The organism is Acetobacter cibinongensis (assembly GCF_000963925.1).
In the GTDB taxonomy this organism is placed as follows: domain Bacteria; phylum Pseudomonadota; class Alphaproteobacteria; order Acetobacterales; family Acetobacteraceae; genus Acetobacter; species Acetobacter cibinongensis.
Genome location: NZ_BAMV01000001.1, coordinates 159,501 through 177,492, shown reverse-complemented (window position 1 = coordinate 177,492; position 17,992 = coordinate 159,501). Strand labels below are relative to the sequence as shown.

Genomic DNA, 17,992 nt, shown 5'->3' with positions numbered 1-17,992 from the left:
AGATTGCAGATTACGGCATTGAGGGAGACCTCTTTGAGGTTGTGCCTCAGCTGACAGAAGAGTTCAGATAATCCTGTATAAAGGGAACAGTATCATGGAAGTAAGAGCTGCGGTTGCGTTTGAAGCAGGCAAGCCATTGGAGATTGAGACGGTTCAGCTTGAAGGGCCGAAGGCTGGTGAAGTTCTGGTTGAAATCAAGGCGACAGGTCTATGCCATACGGACAAATACACCCTTTCTGGCGCAGACCCGGAAGGCTTGTTTCCGGCCATTCTGGGGCATGAAGGCGCTGGTATTGTGCGTGAAGTTGGTCCAGGTGTGAGCCATCTGAAACCCGGTGATCATGTTATTCCGCTCTACACGCCTGAATGTCGGGAATGTAAATCCTGCCTTTCACGCAAGACCAACCTGTGCACGTCTATTCGAGCTACACAGGGAAAAGGGCTTATGCCAGACGGCACATCGCGCTTTTCGTTCAAAGGACAACCTATTCATCACTATATGGGTTGCTCAACCTTTGCGAACTATACGGTTCTGCCTGAAATTGCATTGGCTAAAATTCGTTCAGATGCCCCGTTTGATAAGATCTGTTACATTGGTTGCGGTGTTACCACCGGTATTGGTGCCGTGCTGTTCACTGCAAAAGTTGAACCGGGTTCAACCGTGGCCGTATTCGGGCTGGGAGGTATTGGACTGAATGTGATTCAGGGTGCCAAAATGGTAGGGGCCGATCGGATTATCGGGATTGATATCAACCCGGACCGTGAAGCAATCGCCCGCAAATTTGGTATGACCGATTTTGTAAATCCAAAAGACCTTGGTCCGAATGGTGATATTGTCGGCCATTTGATTGAACTGACCGAGGGCGGTGCAGACTACACCTTTGAATGCGTGGGTAACCCAAGCCTTATGCGTCAGGCGCTGGAAAGTGCTCATCGTGGATGGGGGGTATCTACCATTATTGGTGTTGCCAGTGCTGGGCAGGAAATCAGCACTCGTCCGTTTCAGCTTGTGACAGGTCGCCGCTGGATCGGCTCTGCTTTTGGTGGCGCACGCGGCAGGACCGATGTGCCAAAAATTGTAGATTGGTACATGGAAAACAAGATTAATATTGATGATCTTATTACCCATAAAATGCCGCTTGAACAGATCAACGAAGGATTCGAGCTGATGGCACGAGGGGAAAGCATTCGTACTGTGGTCGAATATTGATATAGTAGTCGCAAGACCAATATGCCAGTTTCGGTATAAATATAGTTTTAATGAAGGAAATTTCTGACTGTGAGTAATTCTTTGAGATAGAAATTAATTCTTGCTTATATTTGAATTTCGATGCCGCTATTCTATATAAACGATGCACGGCCCAGCAAGATGCCCTGTTAAATGGCAGGGCGTCTGTGGGAACCATAACCTAATCTGCATTTATTCTGGATGGTGCACACTACCGGATAAAATCTCTTAAAACAGAGTGTGGTAACTGACAGTCCTCTACGCTTTCCTGGCAGCAACCAGCGGACATACTCCTGTTGCTGGTGGGATTGTGGATTAGAGTGCAGGTTCGAGGGCTACTACTATCTAGCAATGCGTCGCATAGAGTTAGTAGTATTTCATAGTAGCACCTACATCCAGAAAAGGTGACACTATAGAGCAGAAAACAGAGCAGTTAGTGATTTTGCGGCGGATGTAAGGCGCGCCACAGACGACGCCTTGGGCCCTTATCCGAATATCCCGTGGGTAAAACTATACTCGATACTAAAAGCGTACGTCGACAACCGGCTTTGGGTTAGGCGAGGTTACAAACACAGTCGGGACAGAGACCTGCTATCCTATGTAATATTACGCAATGACCCGCCTGTGGTTGGGTGTTAGTGTGGATCAATGTTCGGAATGTAAGGTTAGGTGTGTGGTAGCTTCGCTTCAACGTGCGCGAGGGCGGTTTGGGTTGGAGGTCCGGCGGCGGGGGGAGTTGACCCGTATGGCCGATCTCGAACAGGGAGGATGCTGCCGTCTGCTTTTTCCGCGTATTGCTGGAACTGGGTTAGAAGCTGCTACGGTCAATATCTCTGGTGGTATTGCCGCGGGTGACAGAATTGAGGGCTGGCTGATATGTGGCGAAGGCTCAGACTTGCTTCTGACCTCGCAAGCGGCAGAAAGAGTGTACCGCGCCCGCCCACACGATGACCCGGCGACCATGACTCTTACCTGTCAGCTTGAGCCAAGATCCCGCTTGGAATGGCTGCCGCATGGCACCATTTTTTTTGATGGCAGCAGTTTTAACCGGCACATGCAGGTAAACATGGCTGGATCTGCTGAATTTCTGTTTCTGGAAAGCCGTATATTTGGTCGTAAAGGGTCGGGTGAGGTCCTATCTGCTCTCAATATAACGGACCGTCTTTCTATCAAGCGTGATGGCAAATTAGTGCTTGAAGAAGCTTTGCGTCTGGAAAGCCAGACTGTCGCTAAACTGTTGGCGCAGGCAGCCGTAAGTGGTGGGCAGGGCAGTGTGGCAACCGTTGTCTTGGTGAGCCCAAACGCCATGGGCTTGTTAGAAAAACTTAGAGTGCATTTGCAGGCGCCAGAGTCTGCCGGTTTTGCCGCTTCAGCCTGGAATGGCATGCTGGTGGTAAGGGGACTGGCCGGGAGCGGGTGGCTTTTGGAAAAAGCGCTACGGGGCATTTTGGCATTGCTGCGTCAAAACCGGCCTATGCCCTCTACATGGCGTTCGTAAATAGAGCTTAACTGAGGCAAGGGATTAGCCAGAAGATGTATTTAACCCCAAGGGAAAAAGACAAGCTGCTTATTTCCATGGCAGCCATGGTAGCCCGGCGCAGGCTGGAGCGAGGGGTAAAATTGAACTACCCCGAGGCCATAGCCCTGATTACAGACCATGTGATTGAAGGTGCGCGCGACGGCGTAGATGTGGCCGTTCTTATGGCAAGTGGGGGGCATGTTTTAACACGTGAGCAGGTGATGCACGGTGTTGCCGAAATGATTCATGATGTGCAGGTAGAAGCAACTTTCCCCGATGGCACAAAGCTGGTGACTGTTCATGACCCAATACGCTGACCCTTGGCCCCAAGATGCTATACCCGGTGAAATACTGGTTGGTGAGGGGGATATCGCCCTCAATGCAGGCCAACCCCGTAAGGTTGTGATGGTCATCAACACGGGTGACCGCCCGGTACAGGTTGGCAGCCACTACCATTTTTACGAAGTAAACCCGGCTTTGCACTTTGAGCGTGAAAGCGCACGCGGTTGGCGGCTGGACGTGCCATCGGGCGGGGCTGTACGCTTCGAGCCGGGGCAGGAGCGTGAGGTTACGTTAATACCACTGCGTGGCCAGCGCGTGGTTATTGGTTTTAGAGGTGACGTAATGGGGAGCCTGGATGTATGACACGCCTGACCCGGCATGATTACGCAGCACAATTTGGCCCCACCACAGGTGACCGTGTGCGGCTGGCAGATACCGCCTTGCTGGTAGAGGTTGAAAGAGACCTGACCATTTACGGTGAAGAGGCGCGGTTTGGCGGGGGTAAAACCATACGAGACGGTATGGCACAGTCTCAGGTTACGCGGGCCGAGGGCGCTGCAGATACTGTTATTACCAATGCACTTATTATAGACCATTGGGGTATTATTAAAGCAGACGTTGCCCTGCGTGATGGGCGCATTGCGGGTATTGGCAAGGCTGGCAACCCTGACATTCAGCCCGGTGTGGATATTATAATTGGGCCGGGTACGGAAATTATTGCAGGCGAAGGCAAAATTCTGACCGCTGGCGGTATAGACAGCCATATTCACTACATTTGCCCCCAACAAATAGAAGAAGCCCTTTCTTCAGGTGTGACCACTATGCTGGGTGGCGGCACAGGGCCTGCTACGGGTACCGCGGCAACAACCTGCACACCGGGGCCATGGCATATGGCTCGCATGTTGCAGGCAGCAGAAGCTTTTCCGGTTAATTTGGCGTTTGCTGGTAAAGGCAATGCGTCGCGCCCGGACGGTTTGGAAGAAATGGTGCGTGCAGGCGCATGTTGCCTGAAACTGCATGAAGACTGGGGCTCTACTCCCGCCGCCATTGATTGCTGCCTGAGTGTGGCAGACCGTATGGACGTGCAGGTAATGATCCATACGGACACGTTGAACGAAAGCGGTTTTGTAGAAGATACGATTGCCGCGTTTCAGGGCCGCACTATTCATGCGTTTCATACCGAAGGGGCTGGTGGTGGGCATGCCCCAGATATTATTCGGGTAGCGGGGCTGCCTAATGTGTTACCATCTTCTACCAACCCGACACGCCCCTACACCCGCAATACGCTGGATGAGCATTTGGATATGCTCATGGTTTGCCACCACCTTGACCCTCAGGTGCCAGAGGATATTGCATTTGCTGAAAGCCGTATTCGTCGGGAGACCATAGCAGCGGAAGACATTTTTCATGACATGGGGGTGCTTTCCATGATGTCGTCCGACAGTCAGGCGATGGGTCGTGTGGGTGAGGTGCCACTGCGGACGTGGCAAACCGCGCATAAAATGAAATGCCAGCGTGGTGCTCTACCCGGAGATGGTCGGGCAGATAATAATCGCGTTAAACGCTACATTGCCAAATATACGATTAACCCAGCCATAGCTCACGGGTTGTCGCACGAGGTGGGGTCTGTCGAGGTTGGAAAACTCGCTGACCTTGTCTTATGGAGCCCAGCTTTTTTTGGGGTAAAACCCGATATGGTGGTAAAGGGCGGAGCCATTGTTTACGCCATGATGGGCGACCCTAATGCGTCTATTCCCACCCCGCAGCCAGTGCATGGGCGCATGATGTTTGGCGGATATGGTGGAGCACTTACGCACACCAGCCTGACTTTTGTGTCTAACGCAGCGTTGGAAGACGATATTGGCCACAAATTGGGGCTGCGCAAACGGCTTTCTGCTGTTTCAAACACCCGGGGCGGGATTGGTAAACGGAGCATGATCCATAACAATGCCATGCCGCATATTGAGGTTGATGCAGAAACCTATGAAGTGCGTGCCGATGGCGTGCTGCTCACTTGCGAACCAGCCGATATTCTCCCCATGGCACAAAGGTATTTTTTGTTCTGATGAAACGTGTTGCAAAAATTCTGCCTGTAGGCAGTTGGTCTTCTGAGCAAGCGACTGACGTGTTTTGCGCGGATTATGAAGGACGGCACCGGCGGCGCATGGTGTTGCCGTTGCAGTCTGGTGAAAAAGTGCTGCTTGAGCTTGAACATGCCCGCCTGTTGCAAGCAGGAGAGGGGCTGTACCTTGAAGATGGACGCATTATAAAAGTAGAGGCCTTACCAGAAGAGTTAATGGAAGTGCGGGCACAAAACCCGCTGCATTTGGTGCAGCTTGCATGGCACTTGGGTAATCGGCACTTGCCTGCGGCCATTGAGCCGGACCGTATTTTAATACGGTATGACCACGTCATTGCATATATGGTGAAAGGCCTTGGCGGCCACGTACACCGGGTACAGGCTGCATTTGACCCGGAAAGTGGGGCCTATGCAGCGCGTGAACATGGGCATACCCACCATGACCATGACCATGACCATGACCATGACCATGACCATACGCATGGGCACGAACACGGGCCTGAAGGACACCATCACCATGGTGGGCATAGCCACTCCCATGGCTAAGGATGGGTCGGGCGTGCAAGGGGTGGCATTTTTACGGCTGCTGTCCTGGGTGTCGCCCGCTTTTCCGACCGGGGGGTATGCTTACAGCCACGGCTTGGAGTGGGCGGTGGAGCAGGGCTATGTGCATAATGTGGCCTCGCTTACGGCGTGGGTTGAGACACTGCTCCAGCATGGCAGCTTGGGGAATGACCTTATTCTGCTCAACGCGGCATGGCTGGCAGGCGATGACACAACGCGGTTAGCTGAAATTGCCGAGTTTACCTGCGCCTGTGCCTCATCACGCGAGCGGTACGAGGAAACTGTTTATCAAGGCGAGGCTTTTTTAAAGGCAGCCCATGTGTGGCAGGCCATGCCCTCTAAAGACGAGTTTGATGGCACGCGCTGGCCGCTCCCTGTGGCGCAAGGCATGGTGTTTTACAAAGGAGGCGTGGCGCAGAGCCAAGCTCTGTTAGCCGGAGGATATGCTGCCATTGCTGCACTGGTTTCTGCAGCGGTAAGGCTTGTGCCACTTGGCCAGACGGACGGACTGCGGGCCTTGGAAGGCCTAGAACTTGCTTTGATTGCTGCGGCTGAAAAAGCACAAAAACAGACCTTAGATGATATAGGCAGCGCTTGTTTTATGTCTGACCTCGCCGCCATGCACCACGAAACTCAAGAAACAAGGTTATTTAGAACATGATAAAAGCAAAACATGGTCCGCTACGGGTTGGTATTGGTGGCCCCGTGGGTACCGGCAAAACAGCTTTGATGGATGCATTGTGCCGCCGTTTTAGAGAGCACTATAATATTGCAGCCATAACCAACGATATTTACACGCGCGAAGACGCAGAGTTTTTAACCCGTGCAGGCTCTTTGCCGCCAGAGCGCATTATGGGCATTGAAACTGGGGGTTGCCCGCATACAGCCATTCGGGAAGATGCCAGTATTAACCTTGCCGGTATTGCGGAACTGACAGAGCGGTTTGAAGGGCTTGATTTGGTATTGGTTGAAAGTGGTGGGGATAATCTGGCCGCAACGTTTAGCCCAGAACTGGCAGATCTGACCATTTACGTTATTGACGTTTCAGCCGGAGATAAAATTCCACGTAAGGGTGGCCCCGGTATTACCAGAAGCGACTTGCTGGTGATTAACAAGATAGATCTTGCTCCGCATGTAGGGGCAGACCTTGGCGTGATGGAGCGCGATAGTAAGCGTATGCGTGGGCAAAGACCGTTCATTTTTGCCAATATTCGCGCAGGTGAGGGGGTAGAGGGCATTGCCGCGTTTATTATTGAGCAGGGAGGCCTTTAAAAACTGTGTCTTATTGGGGCGCTTGAGGCAAAAAATGACCAATAAACCCAATAGTAAGTAATTCTACGCATCCCATCTTTCCAATTCGTTTTCGTAATATTTCCCTTGTCGCCAGCGGGTGACCGCAGCCACAAGGGGGTAGCCATGATTGCGCTTGTGTCCCGGTTTATGAGAGGCCGGAAAAAAGAACTGTTGCACTACGGCAGCATTGTATCAGTTGGTGTGGTGCTGGGGGGCATGCTCTCTTCACAAGCGCACGCGGTAGTAACGGTTAATTTGGGAAAAGATCAGTTTTTTACCCTTGGGGTTGGGGTCCGTGCGCAGTATTTAAGCCATGATTCAACTGTGCCGGGTAATAAGCACTCAGCCAGCGCAGATGACCTGCGTATTTATATGGGCGCGCAATTCCATAAATATGTCAAAACGACCCTCAACCTTGAACGTCTGCGTGATGGTAACTGGAACGTGCTTGATGGCATTTTGCAGGTAGAGCCGTGGAAAGCCTTTAATATTTGGGGTGGGCGGATGCTTACCCCCAGTGACCGTTCCAACCTTGATGGCCCGTATTTTCTAAGCACTTATGCGTTTCCTATGGTTGCGCAGTATCCGGGTGCCTGGTCCGGCCGAGATGACGGCATTGCAATTTGGGGCAAGCTGGCCAAAGACCATTTTAGGTATGTTACTGGTATTTACCGTGGTCATAACTGGGTACAGGGCGGTTCTAACTATGGTGAACATCCGCTTTTTGCGGGCCGTATGGAATATAATTTTCTCGACCCTGAGCCATCACCTGCTTATTACACAGCCAGCACTTATTACGGCAAGGCCGATATTCTGGCCATTGGTCTTGCAGGCCAGTACCAAACTGATGGCGTAGGAAGTGCCGAAGTAAAAGGGACCTATAAGGCCTGGAACGTTGATGGCCTGTTTGAAAAAAGAATAGGAAAAAATGCCAAATATGGTGTTTATACCTTAGAAGGTGCCTATTACCAGTATTATACTGATGGCGTAAAAGATATTCAGGCAGGGTATAAGCAGCGTACGCCCTCTTATGGCAACGTGGGTGGCATTAATGCAGGCACCGCCTTTTTGGCCAGCACCGCCTACCTTATTCCTTACAAACTTGGGTGGGGGCGTGTGCAGCCGTTGGTGCGCTATCAGGAGTTCCGGTTTAAAGAGAATTTATATGGTCCGGGCCATCCTAAAACCACACAGTTTGATGCGGGCGCAAACTACGTGATGGATGCTCATAACTTGCGGTTTACGTTTGATTATGTGCGCTACAAAGCAGCCAGTGCGCGGGCGCAAGGGGCTTTCCTGCTTGGTATGCAGTTTCAGTACTAAAATGGTTGGTTTGTTATGCCCATTTATCAGGCGGGTTGGAGCGAGAATCACGCAGGGGGTCGCAATGATTGGTTTAAAAAAAATAACTGTTTCTACACTTCTGGTACTTTCCTGCATGTTTGGGAATAAGGCCGTACATGCAGCAGAACCGGCATTTGACAAACTGGATTGCCGCCATTTGTTTGCAGAAGATGTATTACTGTCTGACGAATTGGAGACCTTGAGCAAGCAGGAACAAAAACATATTGCGCAAGATACAGCTCCGGCAGAAAGCCAGTTTTTTGTAAGGCTAGACCCTATACCGGGCTTTGGCATTATGAAAGGGGTAACCCTCTCACCCGCTGGCCGACCCATTAAACAAGACAGCACGGAACATAATCTTGACCATGTCAGGCAAGAGTTGGCTGTGGTGCGCCATTACGAGCAAGACAAGGTATGCTTGAAAGAAGGCGGCTTTGTCAGAGATCGTGATCGTTTGTCGGATGAAGCACCGCGTGCAACGCCGTAAAAATTAAGTGTCTTGCAAAAGGCGTGACGCGGTGGCTGCGGCGGCCGCTCGCGAGCTTAGGCCGGTTTTGTTATAAATTTGCTCTATATGTTTATCGACCGTGCGGTGGCTGACCTCTAGGATATCAGCAATATCGCGGCTGGTTTTGCCGCGTGAAATCCAGAGCAAGACTTCTGCTTCCCGGGCGCTGAGGTTGAGCTTGGTGCGTAATATGTTTTCTGGAAAAATAGCCTGCTTGGCAACGCGCAATAGCAACTCATCTGGTCCGGTGGCGCCCACAAGTGTGAGAGACACGCATACGTCTCCACTTTCCTGTTGCATGACCACGGTACCTGGCTGAGGGAGCGGGGTGGGCAGTTTTTGAAGTGCCGCCTGGCTTTGGGGCATGGCTTCCAGGATCAGGCTGGCCTGAGGGGTTGCCCAGAGAACTTCACCCATGCGGGTTGTGGCAAACAAATAGCGGCCTGCGCGGTCAAGTGCGCCATGGGCAGAGCGTATGCGGCTTGCGGCCTCGAGGCGTACGCCAATACGGGCCATCACTTCATCTAACCGCAGAGGCTTGGTTACGTAATCTGCGGCACCGGCTTCAAACGCACGGATTACGTGTTCCGTCTCGGTCAAGCCGGTCATGAAAATAATGGGCACACCGGCTACGCGGCTATCGGAGCGCAGGGCCTCGCACACATCCCACCCGGTCATGCCGGGCATAAGGGCATCAACCAGAATAAGATCTGGCGCGGTGTGGCTAATCACTTCAAGCGCAGCGTTGCCAGATTGTGCAAGCAGCACGCTATAGCCGCCTTCAGCCAGTTTCTCGTCCATCAGGCCCAGCACGGCGGAGTCATCATCTATCACAAGAATGGTTTTGCGGTTAACGGCGGGTCCGGTCATGGTGCAGGCTGTTCCAGATGATGGCGTAAGGCTTCAAGCTGGTAAGAGGATACCAGATCGAACAAAGGAGCAAGGGCCGTTTGAAGCGCCGGTTGCTCGGCCTGCAATGTTGTTAACTGTTCTCGTAGGCGCTTGAGGTTGCCACTGTTTAGGAGCGCAAGCAACGCAGTCCTTTGGGTGTCTGACAAAGGCTGGTGTGTGTCTGTGGGTATGTCTTTGGCTGCTACAAGGTCTGCTCTTGTTAACTCTGGTTGTGGCAGATGCCATGTCAGGGAGAGCATTTGTCCTATTTCGGTGATGAGGGCGGACAGATTTACGGGTTTTCCCAAAACTGGGCAGTCATCCAGCGAAGAGACATGCCGGTTGGTACTTTCTACCAAATTGCCTGTCAGAAAAATAAGGGGCGTTGCGGCATATTCAGTTTGACGAAGGCGTAGCGCAAGGTCTCGGCCATCCATCCCCGGCATGGAAAGATCTAACAACAAGAGGTCAGGCTGCACTATGGGGAGGCGGTCGAGGCATTCCACACCACTTTCAGCTTCTTCAAAATCAAAACCGCAATGTTCTAAAATTTCACGCATAATCAGACGGTGGTCTGGGTTGTCATCCACCACCATCACGGTGCGGCGTGGGCCATCATATCCAACAGGGAAGGCGGATAGTTGGGGGGGCAGTTCAACATCGCGGTCAGGGAGCATAAGCCGGACCCTAAAGCGCGAGCCAACACCTAGCGTGCTTGTAAACGTAAGTTCACCGCCCAAAATTTCCGTCAGCAGTTTGGTTATGGTCAGCCCTAAACCTGTGCCCGGCATGTCTGCTGTGGTACTGCCCCGTTCAAAGGGTTCAAAAATGCGGGTATAATCTGCTTCGGCAATGCCGGGGCCGGTGTCGGTAATAACGAATTCTGCAATTTGGCCATACCATTTGGCAGAAAACGTCACACTGCCACGGTGCGTGAACTTGATAGCGTTTGAAAGCAGATTAAGCAGAATTTGCCGCAAGCGGTGTTCATCACACGTTACGACAGCGGGCAGAAAGCCGGGCTCCCAATTGAGTTTCAGGCCTTTTGCCTGAGCTTGCAGGCGCATCATCTGTGCGACAGATTCTAAAAATGCAGGCAGCGCAATGGTGTCATTATGCAGTTCAATACGTCCGGCTTCAATGCGTGAGATATCAAGCAGGCCAGAGAGAATACTGGTAATATGCTCCCCACTTTCTCGCATAATACCAAGGGTTTTCTGGCGCTCCGTAGGTATGCGTTTATCATGCTGCAAAAGCTGAATATAGCCCATAATGGCGTTAAGCGGAGAGCGGATCTCGTGGCTGATGCCGCTGATGTAACGAGTTTTGGCAAGGCTTGCTGATTCTGCTTTTTCTCGCGCAAGCTTCAAGGCCTCGTCTGTGCGGCGGCGTGCCCGTATTTCATTCATGAGCAGCCGTGTCTGATGCAGGGTCTCGCGCGTGGCGGTACGGCGGCCTTCCTGGGTCATGACCAAAAGCCATGCCCCTATAGCACTGGCTAAAAAGGCTAGCAGCAGCACATGATGCCACGGGCCACCAGCCTGCCATGCCAACCCGCCTAACATGAGTGCCGAGCCTGCGAGCATACCGACAAAGCGCCCGGCGGGGGCCAGAAGCCAACGGCGCAAGCGTGCAGGAACAATGCGTAGCGGGGTCAGAAGTTGGGTTTTCATACGCATGGAGACCGGCTTGCAGCGGTCATGGCAGCGGGCATCAAGCGAGCAGCAGAGGGAGCAGATGGTGCCGCCATAAGCCGGGCAGGATGCCATATCCTGCGCTTCAAAATGATGTTCGCAAATAACGCATTGCATGGCTGGTTTTGTGGCCCAGCCAGAAGGTTGGGTGCGGGCCAGATAGGTACGCCCGCCCGTAAGCCATGCCAGCGCCGGGGCGCTTAAGCAGGCGGTAAAGAGCGTTAAAAAGGGAGCGTAGGCGCTGGCCAAGGCGCCTAAAAACCCACAGAACGCTATTATGCCCAAGCAGGCAGATACGGCCCAGGCCCCAAGCCCTACACAATTAAAATCTGGTAGAAAAGCACGCTTGAACTCAACAAAGGGCGGGCTAAGGCCAAGGGGTTTGCACAAAACAATATCGCCTAAAATGGCACCTATCCATGCACAGGCCAAAACTCCATAAATGGTTATGCCGGTTTCAATGGTGCTAACCAGCCCAGCTTCCATTAATAAAAAGGAAATGGTGATGTTGAAAATCACATAAAATACGCGGCCGGGGTGAGTATGGGTCAAACGTGAAAAGAAGTTTGACCATGCAAGCGAGCCTGCATAGGCATTGGTAATATTGACCTTTATTTGTGCCAACGCCACGAGTGCCACGGTCAGTATGACGGCAAGTGGTGCGGACGTAAAACTACGCCACGCGTAATAATACATAAGTCCCGGCTGCACGGCCTGTATGGCTGAAAAACCGACTTTGAGGAGCAACCATGCTAAAAACGAGCCCGCAAAGAGCTTAAAGGCATCAAATATCACCCAGCCGGGGCCACCTAGAACAAGGGCCACCCACCATTGTTTGCGATTTTGTGGGGTAGGGCTTGGAAGAAAGCGCAAAAAATCTATTTGTTCAGCACTTTGGCAAATAAGCACAATAATGAGAGAGGCAGCAGACCCAATAGCGATCGGGTTTAGAGGGCCTGCTTGGCTTAACAAGCCGCCAAACTGTGTCCATGCGGCAAAATGTGGGTATTGCGTGCTGGCCAGTACAGCAAGAGGGATGACGTTGAGCGCAAACCAGATGGGAAGTGTGGCTATTTGAAAGCGGGCAATAAACGTAATGCCCCACATAACCAGCGGTATGACCACTACGGCACACACCAGGTATGCCAACCACAGCGGTACACCCAGCAGGCTGCGTAACGTGCCGGCCAAGATGGCGGCCTCCAGCCCAAAGAAAATAAAAGTGAAACTGGCATAAAGTAGTGATGTAATGGTGGAGCCAATATAGCCGAAGCCACAACCACGGGTAAGCAGGTCTATATCAAGCCCTGAACGGGCGGCAGACAGGCACAGGGGCAGGCTTACGCAAAAAATAACAAGGGTAACAAACGCAATGGCGGCGGCGGTATTGGCAAAGCCAAAGGCGAGCGTAAGTGTGCCGCCCATAGCTTCCAGTGCCAGAAAGGAAATGGAGCCAAGCGCAGTAAGGGCCGCCCGCATTGGTGTGGCAGTGCGTGCACGCTGTGCGGTAAAGCGCAGGGCGTAATCTTCAAACGTTTGGTTGGCGGCCCAGCGGCTATAAGCCCGGCGGGGGCGTACAATACGCAGGCGGCGTATGGAATGCGGCACAGCAACTGGCTTCCATGGTAGCGGGTGGGCAAAAACTAATCTTGTTACGGCAGTCCAGATAAGCCGATACGCAGGAATGCGTATGGGAAGATAGCGTGCCGCAGAGGAGAATGGTCATAGCAGCAAAAGGACCGTTGATCATGCCCCGCACCATGCCAAATCTTTCCCGTCGTGCTTTTGGCCGTTTGGCTCTTGCTTCGTCTGCCGCCGCATTCGGTGGTGCTCTGGGGTCTGGTTATGCGCGCGCTGCCACGCCTAAAGGAGACCCTATTAAGGTTGGTATTCTGCATTCGCTCTCTGGCACCATGGCTATTAGCGAAACAACGCTAAAAGATGTCATGTTGATGCTGATTGCCGAACAGAACCGTAAAGGCGGACTGTTAGGCCGCCCGCTTGAGCCTGTTGTGGTAGACCCGGCATCCAACTGGCCGTTATTTGCAGAAAAAGCACGCCAGCTTTTGTCTGTTGATAAAGCTTCTGCCGTGTTTGGCTGCTGGACGAGCGTGTCTCGTAAATCTGTCTTGCCGGTGTTTGAGGAACTGAATGGCATTCTGTTCTACCCCGTGCAGTATGAGGGGCAGGAGTGCAGCCGCAATATTTTCTATACCGGTGCGGCACCCAACCAGCAGGCTATTCCCGCAGTGGATTACCTGCTGAGCGAAGATGGGGGTGGGGCCAAACGCTTTGCCTTGGTGGGCACAGACTATATTTACCCCCGCACAACCAACCAAATTCTTGTCAGCTACCTGAAGTCAAAGGGCATTGCTGATGAAGATATCATGGTCAACTATACGCCGTTTGGGCAGTCTGACTGGCAGACTATTGTTTCCCAAATTAAAGCCTTTGGTGCTGCGGGTAAAAAAACGGCTGTTGTGTCTACCATCAACGGCGATGCCAACGTGCCATTTTACAAAGAGTTGGGCAATCAGGGTATTTCTGCAACCGACCTGCCGGTTATGGCTTTCAGCGTGGGTGAAGAAGAACTGGCGGGCATGGACACCAAGCCATTGGTTGGCCAGCTTGCCGCATGGAACTACTTTGAAAGCATTGAAACGCCTGCAAATGCAGCGTTCATCAAACAGTGGCATACTTACACAAAACAGCCCAAGCGCACCACTAACGACCCCATGGAAGCCCACTATATTGGCTTTAACATGTGGGTACAGGCCGTCACTAAAGCAGGCACAACCGACCACGACAAGGTGATTGATGCCATGGTTGGTATTCGCCAGCCTAACCTGACTGGCGGCGTGGCAGAAATGCTGCCGGACCACCATCTGACGAAACCTGTGTTTATTGGCGAAATTCAGGATGATGGGCAGTTTTCAGTCGTCTGGAAAACCCCTGCACTGGTGCCGGGGCAGGCATGGTCGCCTTGGGTGGCGCAGACAAAAGACCTGATAGGGGATTGGCGGCAGCCTATTGCGTGCGGCAATTACAATAGCGCTACCAAAACCTGCCTAAGCCACAAGCATGCGTAAGCTGGGCCTTGCTTGCCTGCTTGCCGCTCTGTGTATGGGCGGCGGGCTAGGAGGGGCATCTGCTAGAGCAGATGACTTCTCTGGTCTGGCAAGCCCGCAATTTGACGATGTGTCTGCCAGCATTACGGCCCTTGCCGCAAATGGTAGCGCACAGGCAGATGCGGCGTTGCAGGCGCTTGAGACGCACCATCTTTTTAGTGGTGCAGATGGCGCGTTGTTTATTCGCGCAGGCGAGGTGTGCCAAAATGCCCGCACGGGTGAGGCCACGACCTGCCCTGAAGAGGGGTTAAAGCCTGTAAGGGTTAATAACCGTATTCGTAAGGCTTTGGCAGGCGTGCAAGCCGTCAGGGAACTCAGTGCTCAGCAGCCTGCAGAACGTATAAAAGCAGCCGAGACTTTTTATGCCCGTCACGATGCAGCCTTCCTCCCCGCGTTAGACCGCGCTTTAAGCAGTGAAAAAATACCTGCTGTGCGTGAGAAACTGATGCAGGCTCATGCCGCGACAGTTCTTGCGCAACCTCCAGCGGAGGGCGCACAGGCTGCAAGGCTTAAAGCGGTTGGTTTTCTGGCAGACGTGGGTGGGCTTGAAGCGCGCGGCCTCCTGGCTGGCGTTGCCGCCAATGTGGGTGAAGCACCAGAAGTACGCCATGCGGCACAAAGTGCTGTCTCACGCATTGATTGGCACCTGCGTATCTGGAGCGTGCTGCAAAATGCGTTTTACGGCCTCAGCTACGGCTCTGTGCTGTTGCTGGCGGCAACGGGGCTTGCCATTACCTTCGGGGTTATGGGCGTTATCAACATGGCGCATGGCGAAATGATGATGATTGGAGCCTATGTCACATGGCTTGTGCAGCAGGGTATTCAAATGACCGTGCCTGCGCTGGAACCCTTCGCACTTCTTATTGCCATCCCCGCAGCATTTGTGGTGTGCGGCGGTCTTGGGGTGGTGATAGAACGCTGCTTGATCCGCTTTTTGTATGGTCGCCCGCTTGAAACGCTTTTGGCCACATGGGGCCTTTCTCTGGTATTGCAGCAGGTTACTCGCTCTCTTTTTGGGCCGACCAACATTGCTGTGCAAACGCCAGCCTGGTTGTCTGGCTCTCTGGCCTTGGGCGGGTTGGACATAACGCTGAACCGTTTAGCTATTCTGGTATTTGCCGGGCTTGTGCTGGGCGGCCTTATGCTTGTGCTGCGCCGCACGCCCTTGGGCCTGCAAATGCGCGCTGTTACGCAAAACCGCCGTATGGCGGCGCTTATGGGTATCCGTACCCCTAAAGTAGATGCTCTGGCATTTGGCCTGGGTGCCGGTTTGGCAGGCTTGGCGGGTGTGGCAGTAAGCCAGATAGATAACGTAAGCCCGAACTTGGGTCAGTCTTATATTATAGACAGCTTTATGGTGGTTGTGTTTGGCGGTGTAGGCAACCTGTGGGGCACATTGGCTGCGGCCATGGCACTGGGAATGGGCGGCAAAGTGCTGGAGCCAACTATTGGCGCTGTATCTGCTAAAATTGCCATTCTCGTGCTGGTTATTGCCTACATACAGCGGCACCCGCGTGGCATGTTTCCTGTGCGTGGCCGGGGTATTGAATCATGAATGCTTTTTCTTGCCAGTCTGCACGGTCTTTTAAAAGTGTTATTTGGACAGCGGGTTTGGTGCTCCTTGCCGCTATAGTGCTGGCGGTGGCCAGCTTACTGCCTGAAAGCAGCCCGCTGCACGCTTCTGCCTTTGTTGTGTCTTTGGCCGGGAAGTATCTGGCTTATGCCATGCTGGCCCTTTCAGTTGATCTGGTGTGGGGGTTTGCTGGCATTCTTACTCTTGGCCACGCTGCCTTCTTTGGCTTGGGCGGCTACGCCATGGGCATGTATCTCATGCGTGAGATTGGTGCCCGTGGTGCCTATGGTGATGCCAACCTGCCAGATTTTATGGTCTTTCTGTCATGGAAAAGCCTGCCTTGGTATTGGTGTGGCACGGACCATTTTGCATGGGCGATGATGTTGGTTTTGGTTGTGCCAGCCTTATTGGCTGGGGTTTTTGGGTGGCTCGCGTTCCGCTCCCGGGTGTCTGGGGTTTATCTCTCCATTATTACCCAAGCCCTTACTTATGCCCTCATGCTGGCTTTTTTCCAAAACGGCTTCGGTTTTGGTGGGAATAATGGCCTGACAGACTTTAAGGATATTCTTGGGGCAGACCTGCACGCACCTGCTACGCGTGCGGCGTTGCTGGTTGCAACGGGTATTGCGCTGGCTGCTTCCTTGCTTGCTGCACGCTTTATTGTAGGGAGCCGCTTCGGCAACTTACTTGTTGCTGTAAGAGATTCTGAAAACCGAACACGGTTTTTAGGCTACAGGCCAGACCAGGTTAAGCTGTTGGTATGGATTTTTTCTGCCATGCTGGCTGCTGTTGGCGGTGCACTGTACGTAACCCAGGTTGGTATTATTAACCCCGGAGAATTTGCACCCGCTAACTCTATTGAGTCTGTTATCTGGGTGGCTGTTGGGGGGCGTGGCACGTTAAGTGGTGCCGTTTTGGGTGCCATATTGGTCAATTTTGGCAAAACGCTGTTTACTGCATGGCTGCCTGAATTCTGGCTGTACGGGCTTGGCTTGTTGTTTATCTGCACAACGCTTTTCCTGCCTAACGGCATTATGGGCTTGTGGCGCCCAACCAGGAAAAATGACCCTGAAGACATTACACCCGAAGTCAGCGCACCAGAAGGGGAGCACCCATGACAGAAGCTCTGTTGCTTGATGTGCGCGATGTAAGTGTAACCTTTGATGGTTTCCGCGCCATTAACTCTCTGAGTTTGGCACTTAAACCCGGAGAAATGCGGGCCATTGTTGGCCCAAATGGTGCCGGTAAAACCACCATGATGGATATTATTACCGGCAAAACCCGGCCAGATAGCGGCACAGCCACTTTTAAAGGGCATGACTTAACCCGGTTGGACGAACCTGCCATTGCGCGTTTGGGTATTGGTCGTAAATTTCAAAAACCCACCGTGTTTGAAGCCCTGACGGTCACAGAAAACCTGTTGCTCTCGCTTAAAGGTATTCGTTCGCCTTTTGCAGTATTATTTGCCCGCCAAAGTAGCCGCGAACGTGCGCGTTTGGCGGAGCTTTTAAGTCTGACCCGTTTGGAGAATGTTGCTAACTCTACGGCAGGAGACATGAGCCACGGGCAGAAGCAGTGGCTCGAAATTGGTATGCTTATGGGCCAAGAGCCAGACCTGTTGCTGGTTGATGAGCCTGTAGCAGGCATGACTGATGCAGAAACCATGGCAACGGCTGACCTACTGCGGGAAATTAACAAAACCCGCAGCGTTGTGGTGGTCGAGCACGATATGGATTTTGTACGTGCTTTGGGCGTGCCGGTTACTGTGCTGCATGAAGGCTCTGTATTGGCAGAAGGCACATTAGATGATGTGAGTGCAGACCCTCGCGTTATTGAGGTCTACCTTGGGCGTTAAAATTTCCTGTGCTGGCAGAAAAAGGGGACATGT

Annotated in this window: 16 protein-coding genes; 14 read left to right on the top strand and 2 right to left on the bottom strand. The window is 52.7% G+C overall.

What is annotated here, in order from left to right; all coding sequences use genetic code 11:
* The first annotated feature begins 94 nt into the window (after positions 1–94).
* The 10 genes from Abci_RS00680 to Abci_RS00635 all read left to right on the top strand — a co-directional run bounded on the left by Abci_RS00680 (position 95) and on the right by Abci_RS00635 (position 8,797).
* A complete protein-coding gene (locus Abci_RS00680; RefSeq protein WP_048837210.1) occupies positions 95–1,210 on the top strand; it encodes an S-(hydroxymethyl)glutathione dehydrogenase/class III alcohol dehydrogenase in 1,116 nt (371 codons plus the stop codon).
* Positions 1,211–1,901: 691 nt separating this feature from the next.
* On the top strand, positions 1,902–2,726 hold the full coding sequence (locus tag Abci_RS00675) for an urease accessory protein UreD (RefSeq protein WP_048837209.1): 825 nt from the start codon (positions 1,902–1,904) through the stop codon (positions 2,724–2,726).
* A gap of 35 nt (positions 2,727–2,761) precedes the next feature.
* Positions 2,762–3,064: an urease subunit gamma gene (locus tag Abci_RS00670; RefSeq protein ID WP_048837208.1), complete on the top strand. Its 303-nt coding sequence runs from the start codon at positions 2,762–2,764 to the stop codon at positions 3,062–3,064.
* Positions 3,048–3,392, top strand: a complete 345-nt coding sequence (locus Abci_RS00665) for an urease subunit beta (RefSeq protein WP_048837207.1) — start codon at positions 3,048–3,050, stop codon at positions 3,390–3,392. The genes Abci_RS00670 and Abci_RS00665 overlap by 17 nt, the downstream gene beginning before the upstream one ends.
* Complete coding sequence (gene ureC, locus Abci_RS00660) at positions 3,389–5,095, top strand: urease subunit alpha (RefSeq protein ID WP_048837206.1); 1,707 nt, start codon at positions 3,389–3,391, stop codon at positions 5,093–5,095. The genes Abci_RS00665 and ureC overlap by 4 nt, the downstream gene beginning before the upstream one ends.
* Complete coding sequence (locus Abci_RS00655; RefSeq protein WP_048837205.1) at positions 5,095–5,655, top strand: urease accessory protein UreE; 561 nt, start codon at positions 5,095–5,097, stop codon at positions 5,653–5,655. Before ureC ends, Abci_RS00655 begins: the two co-directional genes overlap by 1 nt.
* A 13-nt stretch (positions 5,656–5,668) precedes the next feature.
* Positions 5,669–6,334, top strand: coding sequence for an urease accessory protein UreF (locus Abci_RS00650; protein ID WP_181015803.1), 666 nt, complete (start codon positions 5,669–5,671; stop codon positions 6,332–6,334).
* A complete protein-coding gene (gene ureG / locus Abci_RS00645) occupies positions 6,331–6,945 on the top strand; it encodes an urease accessory protein UreG (protein WP_048837203.1) in 615 nt (204 codons plus the stop codon). The genes Abci_RS00650 and ureG overlap by 4 nt, the downstream gene beginning before the upstream one ends.
* 144 nt (positions 6,946–7,089) lie before the next feature.
* Positions 7,090–8,289, top strand: a complete 1,200-nt coding sequence (locus tag Abci_RS00640; RefSeq protein ID WP_244877536.1) for a porin — start codon at positions 7,090–7,092, stop codon at positions 8,287–8,289.
* A 64-nt stretch (positions 8,290–8,353) separates the two neighbouring features.
* The gene (locus Abci_RS00635) at positions 8,354–8,797 is read left to right on the top strand and encodes a hypothetical protein (protein WP_048837202.1); all 444 of its coding nucleotides are present in this window, start codon (positions 8,354–8,356) and stop codon (positions 8,795–8,797) included.
* A 3-nt stretch (positions 8,798–8,800) separates the two neighbouring features.
* Here Abci_RS00635 and Abci_RS00630 read toward each other — a convergent pair whose 3' ends face one another.
* Both Abci_RS00630 and Abci_RS00625 read right to left on the bottom strand, forming a co-directional pair.
* Positions 8,801–9,688 carry a response regulator gene (locus Abci_RS00630; protein WP_048837201.1) on the bottom strand — a complete coding sequence of 296 codons (888 nt, stop codon included), beginning with the start codon at positions 9,686–9,688 and terminating at the stop codon, positions 8,801–8,803.
* Positions 9,685–13,011 carry a hybrid sensor histidine kinase/response regulator gene (locus tag Abci_RS00625; protein WP_048837200.1) on the bottom strand — a complete coding sequence of 1,109 codons (3,327 nt, stop codon included), beginning with the start codon at positions 13,009–13,011 and terminating at the stop codon, positions 9,685–9,687. The genes Abci_RS00630 and Abci_RS00625 overlap by 4 nt, the downstream gene beginning before the upstream one ends.
* Positions 13,012–13,151: 140 nt before the next feature.
* On the opposite strand from Abci_RS00625, the gene urtA reads away from it, so the two are divergent.
* From urtA to urtD, 4 genes are read left to right on the top strand one after another with little or no spacing between them, the layout of a single operon-like run.
* Positions 13,152–14,492, top strand: a complete 1,341-nt coding sequence (gene urtA / locus Abci_RS00620; RefSeq protein ID WP_048837235.1) for an urea ABC transporter substrate-binding protein — start codon at positions 13,152–13,154, stop codon at positions 14,490–14,492.
* The gene (gene urtB, locus Abci_RS00615) at positions 14,485–16,086 is read left to right on the top strand and encodes an urea ABC transporter permease subunit UrtB (protein WP_048837199.1); all 1,602 of its coding nucleotides are present in this window, start codon (positions 14,485–14,487) and stop codon (positions 16,084–16,086) included. The genes urtA and urtB overlap by 8 nt, the downstream gene beginning before the upstream one ends.
* Complete coding sequence (urtC, locus tag Abci_RS00610) at positions 16,083–17,222, top strand: urea ABC transporter permease subunit UrtC (protein WP_048837198.1); 1,140 nt, start codon at positions 16,083–16,085, stop codon at positions 17,220–17,222. Before urtB ends, urtC begins: the two co-directional genes overlap by 4 nt.
* Positions 17,219–17,959, top strand: a complete 741-nt coding sequence (urtD, locus tag Abci_RS00605) for an urea ABC transporter ATP-binding protein UrtD (protein WP_048837197.1) — start codon at positions 17,219–17,221, stop codon at positions 17,957–17,959. The genes urtC and urtD overlap by 4 nt, the downstream gene beginning before the upstream one ends.
* Positions 17,960–17,992 lie beyond the last annotated feature (33 nt).

Coding starts and splice junctions, on each gene's coding strand:
- Abci_RS00680 (WP_048837210.1), top strand. CDS start 95: ATGGAAGTAAGAGCTGCGGTTGCGTTTGAAGCAGGCAAGCCATTGGAG.
- Abci_RS00670 (WP_048837208.1), top strand. CDS start 2,762: ATGTATTTAACCCCAAGGGAAAAAGACAAGCTGCTTATTTCCATGGCA.
- Abci_RS00665 (WP_048837207.1), top strand. CDS start 3,048: ATGACCCAATACGCTGACCCTTGGCCCCAAGATGCTATACCCGGTGAA.
- ureC (WP_048837206.1), top strand. CDS start 3,389: ATGACACGCCTGACCCGGCATGATTACGCAGCACAATTTGGCCCCACC.
- Abci_RS00655 (WP_048837205.1), top strand. CDS start 5,095: ATGAAACGTGTTGCAAAAATTCTGCCTGTAGGCAGTTGGTCTTCTGAG.
- ureG (WP_048837203.1), top strand. CDS start 6,331: ATGATAAAAGCAAAACATGGTCCGCTACGGGTTGGTATTGGTGGCCCC.
- Abci_RS00640 (WP_244877536.1), top strand. CDS start 7,090: ATGATTGCGCTTGTGTCCCGGTTTATGAGAGGCCGGAAAAAAGAACTG.
- Abci_RS00635 (WP_048837202.1), top strand. CDS start 8,354: ATGATTGGTTTAAAAAAAATAACTGTTTCTACACTTCTGGTACTTTCC.
- Abci_RS00630 (WP_048837201.1), bottom strand. CDS start 9,688: ATGACCGGACCCGCCGTTAACCGCAAAACCATTCTTGTGATAGATGAT.
- urtA (WP_048837235.1), top strand. CDS start 13,152: ATGCCCCGCACCATGCCAAATCTTTCCCGTCGTGCTTTTGGCCGTTTG.
- urtB (WP_048837199.1), top strand. CDS start 14,485: ATGCGTAAGCTGGGCCTTGCTTGCCTGCTTGCCGCTCTGTGTATGGGC.
- urtC (WP_048837198.1), top strand. CDS start 16,083: ATGAATGCTTTTTCTTGCCAGTCTGCACGGTCTTTTAAAAGTGTTATT.
- urtD (WP_048837197.1), top strand. CDS start 17,219: ATGACAGAAGCTCTGTTGCTTGATGTGCGCGATGTAAGTGTAACCTTT.